6 protein-coding genes are annotated in these 5131 nt (G+C 55.6%); 3 read left to right on the plus strand and 3 right to left on the minus strand.

The features are described 5' to 3' along the window. Nucleotides 1–407: 407 nt before the first annotated feature. Nucleotides 408–1391, minus strand: coding sequence for a 2-hydroxyacid dehydrogenase (locus tag ABX962_RS29635; RefSeq protein ID WP_372724937.1), 984 nt, complete (start codon nucleotides 1389–1391; stop codon nucleotides 408–410). A gap of 223 nt (nucleotides 1392–1614) precedes the next feature. Between ABX962_RS29635 and ABX962_RS29640 the strand changes: the two genes are divergently transcribed. Then, entirely contained in the window at nucleotides 1615–2622 is a 1008-nt protein-coding gene (locus ABX962_RS29640) for a helix-turn-helix transcriptional regulator (RefSeq protein ID WP_372724939.1), read from the plus strand. A 28-nt stretch (nucleotides 2623–2650) separates the two neighbouring features. Here ABX962_RS29640 and ABX962_RS29645 read toward each other — a convergent pair whose 3' ends face one another. After that, a complete protein-coding gene (locus tag ABX962_RS29645) occupies nucleotides 2651–3055 on the minus strand; it encodes a gamma-glutamylcyclotransferase (protein WP_372724940.1) in 405 nt (134 codons plus the stop codon). An 18-nt stretch (nucleotides 3056–3073) separates the two neighbouring features. Next, nucleotides 3074–3223: a hypothetical protein gene (locus tag ABX962_RS29650; protein ID WP_372724942.1), complete on the minus strand. Its 150-nt coding sequence runs from the start codon at nucleotides 3221–3223 to the stop codon at nucleotides 3074–3076. A gap of 144 nt (nucleotides 3224–3367) precedes the next feature. Between ABX962_RS29650 and rsmG the strand changes: the two genes are divergently transcribed. Beyond that, complete coding sequence (gene rsmG / locus ABX962_RS29655; RefSeq protein ID WP_345321836.1) at nucleotides 3368–4033, plus strand: 16S rRNA (guanine(527)-N(7))-methyltransferase RsmG; 666 nt, start codon at nucleotides 3368–3370, stop codon at nucleotides 4031–4033. Nucleotides 4034–4180: 147 nt separating this feature from the next. Further along, the gene (gene cysD / locus ABX962_RS29660) at nucleotides 4181–5092 is read left to right on the plus strand and encodes a sulfate adenylyltransferase subunit CysD (RefSeq protein WP_008702189.1); all 912 of its coding nucleotides are present in this window, start codon (nucleotides 4181–4183) and stop codon (nucleotides 5090–5092) included. The last annotated feature ends 39 nt before the right edge of the window (nucleotides 5093–5131 follow it).

A 5131-nucleotide genomic window follows, 5' to 3' on the forward strand; every position in this document is an offset into this window, starting at 1 on the left:
GGGAAGTTTCGCGGAAGCAGGATTCCACTGCATGTTTTTCGATTCCGTTATGAGGGACTTCACTGAAAACGAGCAATCGCTTCCAGCGTGTTTTCGCTTTTCAAATTCAGACCACAGTCATCTGAATCGGCGGAAGAATAGAGAAACGCGATGAGGTTTCCGTCAACGAAATATGAAGGAATCGTGTAGCTGTCCGGATCCGCCGAAGAGCCCCCCGGCAGCGAAAAACGCGGCAAAAACAAGGGCAACCCCAAGTCGCACTAAGGCAACCACTAAGTGGAAATCCAGCCCAATAGCCCGCAGGCGAACCTTCCACGGAGGGGCGTGAAGCTGCCGAGAAATATTTGTGACGATTCTACAAAACCGTGGACCGCACAAGAAACCTCTCGGACTGAAGAGGACGCGAATCAATTGCGGTCGTAATCGGGGTTGACCAAGTTGGCTGGGCGTTTTCCCGTGCATCCGGCGAGACAGTTCTCCACGGCCAACTCGCCCATCTTGGTGCGGGTGGCGATTGTAGCACTGCCAAGATGCGGCGCAAGAACCGCGTTGTCGAGCTGAAACAGTCCCGGTTCAATTTCCGGTTCGTTTTCAAACACGTCCAATCCCGCACCCGCAATCGAGTTGGTCTGCAGCGCCCGCAGAAGCGCCTTTTCATCGACCACCGGGCCCCGAGCGGTATTGATCAGGTACGCCGTTGGCTTCATTTGTCCGAGTCGTCGCTCGTCGATTAAGTGTTTCGTCCCTTCGGTCAAGGCAACGTGCAGCGAGACGAAGTCGCTTTGGGCAAGTAATTGGTCAAGCTCGACATACTCGACACCAAGTTTGCGTTCCTCGCCGGACTCCATTCGCGTGCGGTTCCAATACAGCACCTTCATATCGAATCCTTTGGCCCTTTGGATCATCGCGCGGCCGATGCGTCCCAATCCGACAAGTCCAAGTGTGCTGCCGCTGATATCAAGCCCAAGATATTGCAGCGGAGCCCAACCTTGCCAATGTCCGCCGCGGACAAAGCGGTCGCCTTCGACGACGCGGCGGGCCACTGCGAACATCAATGCCCACGCCATATCGGCGGTCGAATCGCTGAGCACGCCGGGGGTGTTAGTGACCGCAATTTTTCGCTTCGTGGCCGCAGCGACATCCACGTTATTGAACCCCACAGCGTAATTGGAAACCACCTTCAAATTGGGATTCGACGCAAGCACCTCGTCGTCGATGATGTCGGTCAATTGACACAACAATCCGTCGACGCCTTGCAGACCCTCGAGCAGTTCTTGCTTGCTCAGCGATCGATCCTCGTCGTTCATCGTCAACTGCGAATATTCTCGCAGCCGTTTCATGCTAGCTGGCGGCAACTCGCGAGTAAGAAAGATGCGGGGCAGATCGCTCATTGGAAAGAACCTGGGTACTTTGCAATCGGTGGAAGGGAGAAAACGGCGTTTTTTGCGTCTGCGATATCGTAACGGATGTGGCCGTCGATCCTAGCACCGATTGCCCTAGGACGGATTGGCAATCGTGGCTCGACACATTCCAATCGAAAACAGGGGGGTGACAATCGGAGATTGTCCGGACGCTTTTTGACGATACTTCTCGACCCGTGGAGGGGGTTTCTGAATGGCACGCAACGAACAACTGATTCGCCAACACAAGCTGCTTCAATTATTAGAAATGTCACGCTTCGGCAAGACGCTTGACGAATTACGCGATGATCTGGTCAGCGACTTGGGATTGACAACGCTGCACGAGCGAACGGTTCGCCGAGATGTCGAGGCGTTGCAAGCGGCCGGTTTTGACATCCAAAGTGATACGCTCGAACGTGGCAAGGTTTTCAAGCTGGGCCGCAACAACAAGGGAGTTCACGAGATTGGGATCTCCGCGACCGAGCTGATTGCGTTGTCGATCGGACGCGAATTGCTGTACCCGCTGCTGGGCACCCAATATTGGCGGGGGATCGAGACGTTCTGGAATAAAGTGCGTGAAGTGATTCCCGACGGCGTCTTTGAGCACTATGACCGCTACCGGAAAACGCTGTACGTGTTTGGTTCACCGAACAAAACGTACGAACAACACGAAGGGATGCTAAAAACGATCAATCGAGCGATCCTCGAGCACCGAGTGGTCGAGATCCAGTACGCGTCGGTCGGCAAACCGGTCTCGACGCGGCGAATCGAACCCTACGGATTGGCGGTTTATCAGAGCAGCATCTACGTGATAGCAACGGCGCCCGAAGTCAAAGAGCCGAGCCAGCGGTTACGCAACTGGAAACTCGACCGTTTCCGCCATGCGGTGGCGCTAGACGAATATTTTAAGCCCGACCCCAGCATCGAATTGGCCGACCGGCTGGGGCGAGGTATTGGGATTTTCTCGGGCGAATCGCCGACGATCGTCCACATCCGACTGGGCGAGCGAGCTGCCGCGTGGGTTAGCGAAGACCCCTGGCACCCCGAACAACGAATGGAATTGCAGGACGATGGCACCTCGATCCTGACCGTGCCAGCAGCCCATCCCCGTGAAGTACTGCCCAAAGTGCTGTCGCTGGGCGTGGACGCCGAGGTCCTGGAGCCAAAAGAGTTTCGTGACGCAGTCGCCGAAGCAGTGCAAGGCATGGCTGCGAAATACTGAGTGTCAAATACAGCATGCTCAATTCGGATTACGGCCATTGGATCCATGCGTCGGGTTCCGCCGGAACGATGCGGGTGAATCCGTCAGCGAGCGGATCGGTGGCGTAATGATAGCCAAATGCGGTCCCGAGGGACTGGTCATCGGTCGCATACACCTCGACGCGGACACGGTGGTAAAGATCGTCAGAACCAAGCTGATTCGTCCCTTCGATCTGGTCCAAAACCCTCAGCACTTGCGGCATTTGCTCGTCTGCGAAGCTCCAGAATTCGCCCAGCACTCGGTCCTCGCCCGCCTGCATTGCCGGATAATCATCGCGATGAAACAGCGTCCCCCGCGTCCAACCGATCTGGATCGACGCGGGACTGCAGGGCCAAAGCGACTCGCGACATTCACCCCGTTTGAGCGTTCCGTAGACAAAGACCGATGTCAGCATGTTGGTCCACTTTGCTTGCTAAAAAGGATCGTCCGGCTTGGCAAAATCATAACCCGACGCGTCAGCGAGGGACCGAGCCAAGATAAAGATTCCCTCGCTGACGCGTCGGGTTGTGAAGAAGATCGCTTCGAAAATACCTGCATCAACGTCGTTTTCAAAGCCAGACACTCTCTAATACCGAGCCAGTCGAGCTCAAAATAATATCAAAATGGATCGACGAAGATCCTGCGGTGCTCTGGTTCTCAATCGCGGCTTGATGCATGATGATGAACGCCTCCCTTTGTTACCAGTTCTCTTTGCTGCTATTTGCCGATGTCATTGGATCCTGAATTCGCTGCTGCTCTTGACGCTCATTCGATGGAAATCGACGAGGTGATCGCGCTAAAGCTGCAGGCCTATGCCGAAGCAATGTGGCGATGGAACGAGCAATTGAATTTGACCCGTCACACGACCTGGGACTTGTTCGTCAGCCGTGATTTGCGTGATTGCCTGCAATTGGCTCCGCTTTTAGAGGCGGGCGAGGAGGTTTTGGATTTGGGCAGTGGCAACGGCGTTCCAGGAATTCCGCTGGCGATTTTGCGACCGGATATCGAAGTTTCGCTGGCCGAATCGGTGGCCAAGCGTGCCAACGCGTTGGGCGAGATCATCGAAGAACTGGGTTTGCCGGTGCCGGTTTACGCTGCCCGCGGCGAAGATTTGCTCGAGGATTTCCGTTTTTCGAGCGTCGTCAGCCGTGCGGTGGGCAGCATCGCGAAATTCTGTCGCTGGATTGAACCCCACTGGGCCAGCGTCGATCGGCTGCTTTTGATCAAAGGCCCAAAATGGGTCGAAGAACGGGGTGAAGCACGCCATCTGGGCTCGCTCGCGAATCTGCAACTGCGTCGCGTCGCGACTTACCCGCTGGGCGATGACGAGGCCAGCGAAGGGGTGATTCTGCAGATTTGGCCCGCTGGCCCTCGTGGTGCTCGCTACAACTAGCCTCGGTCGCGGCACGCCCGTCGCGGATTCACCCGAGCCATGCAGCGGGTTCACCTAGTCACAGATCGGCGAACGTCTATACTCGTGCATTGAACGTGGCCAAAAATGGCCCAGCCCTCTCCCTTTTGCACTCGATTCCTCGGCGCGATGTCGGACTACAACCTAACTCACCTCAAGCAACTTGAAGCCGAGAGCATTCACATTATTCGTGAAGTGGTCTCGGAATTTAACAAGCCCGTCATGCTGTACTCGATCGGCAAAGACTCGGCGGTACTGTTGCATTTGGCACGAAAAGCGTTTGCTCCTGCCAAAATCCCATTTCCGCTGTTGCATGTCGACACGACGTGGAAATTCCGCGAGATGATCGAGTTCCGCGACAACTTGGTGAAAAAAGAGCTCGGTTTGGACCTGCTCGTTTACATCAACGAAGAGGGTCTAAAGCACGACATCAAACCGTGGGAAGACAGCGAGCGGCACACGGAATTGATGAAGACCGACGCGCTCAAGGCGGCCTTGAACAAATACGGTTTCGATGCTGCCTTTGGCGGTGCCCGTCGCGACGAAGAAAAGAGCCGCGCGAAAGAACGCGTGTTCAGTTTCCGTGACAAAGCTCATCGCTGGGACCCCAAGAACCAACGCCCCGAGCTTTGGAATCTGTACAACGGCCGGGTGAACAAGGGCGAATCGATTCGTGTTTTTCCGATGAGTAATTGGACCGAATTGGACGTTTGGCAATACATCCACTTGGAAAACATCCCGATCGTCCCGCTGTACTTGTCCGCCCCTCGCAAGGTGGTCAATCGAAACGGCGTGCTGCTGATGCGAAACGACGACCGCATGCCGCTGTTGGAAGGCGAAAAGGAAGAAACCCGCATGGTTCGCTTCCGCACGCTCGGTTGTTATCCGCTGTCCGGCGCGGTTGAAAGCGAAGCGACAACGCTGCCCGAAGTGATCCAGGAAATGTTGTTGGCGACGACCAGTGAGCGACAAGGCCGCATCATCGATCAAGACGAAGGCGGCGCCGGCATGGAAGAAAAGAAACGCCGAGGATACTTCTAGAAACTGGTGTCCTGCCCACGCCAAACGCCACCCTTTCAA

This window comes from Novipirellula sp. (assembly GCF_041583735.1).
Taxonomy (GTDB): domain Bacteria; phylum Planctomycetota; class Planctomycetia; order Pirellulales; family Pirellulaceae; genus Novipirellula.

Coding starts and splice junctions, on each gene's coding strand:
- ABX962_RS29635 (WP_372724937.1), bottom strand. CDS start 1,391: ATGAGCGATCTGCCCCGCATCTTTCTTACTCGCGAGTTGCCGCCAGCT.
- ABX962_RS29640 (WP_372724939.1), top strand. CDS start 1,615: ATGGCACGCAACGAACAACTGATTCGCCAACACAAGCTGCTTCAATTA.
- ABX962_RS29645 (WP_372724940.1), bottom strand. CDS start 3,055: ATGCTGACATCGGTCTTTGTCTACGGAACGCTCAAACGGGGTGAATGT.
- rsmG (WP_345321836.1), top strand. CDS start 3,368: ATGTCATTGGATCCTGAATTCGCTGCTGCTCTTGACGCTCATTCGATG.
- cysD (WP_008702189.1), top strand. CDS start 4,181: ATGTCGGACTACAACCTAACTCACCTCAAGCAACTTGAAGCCGAGAGC.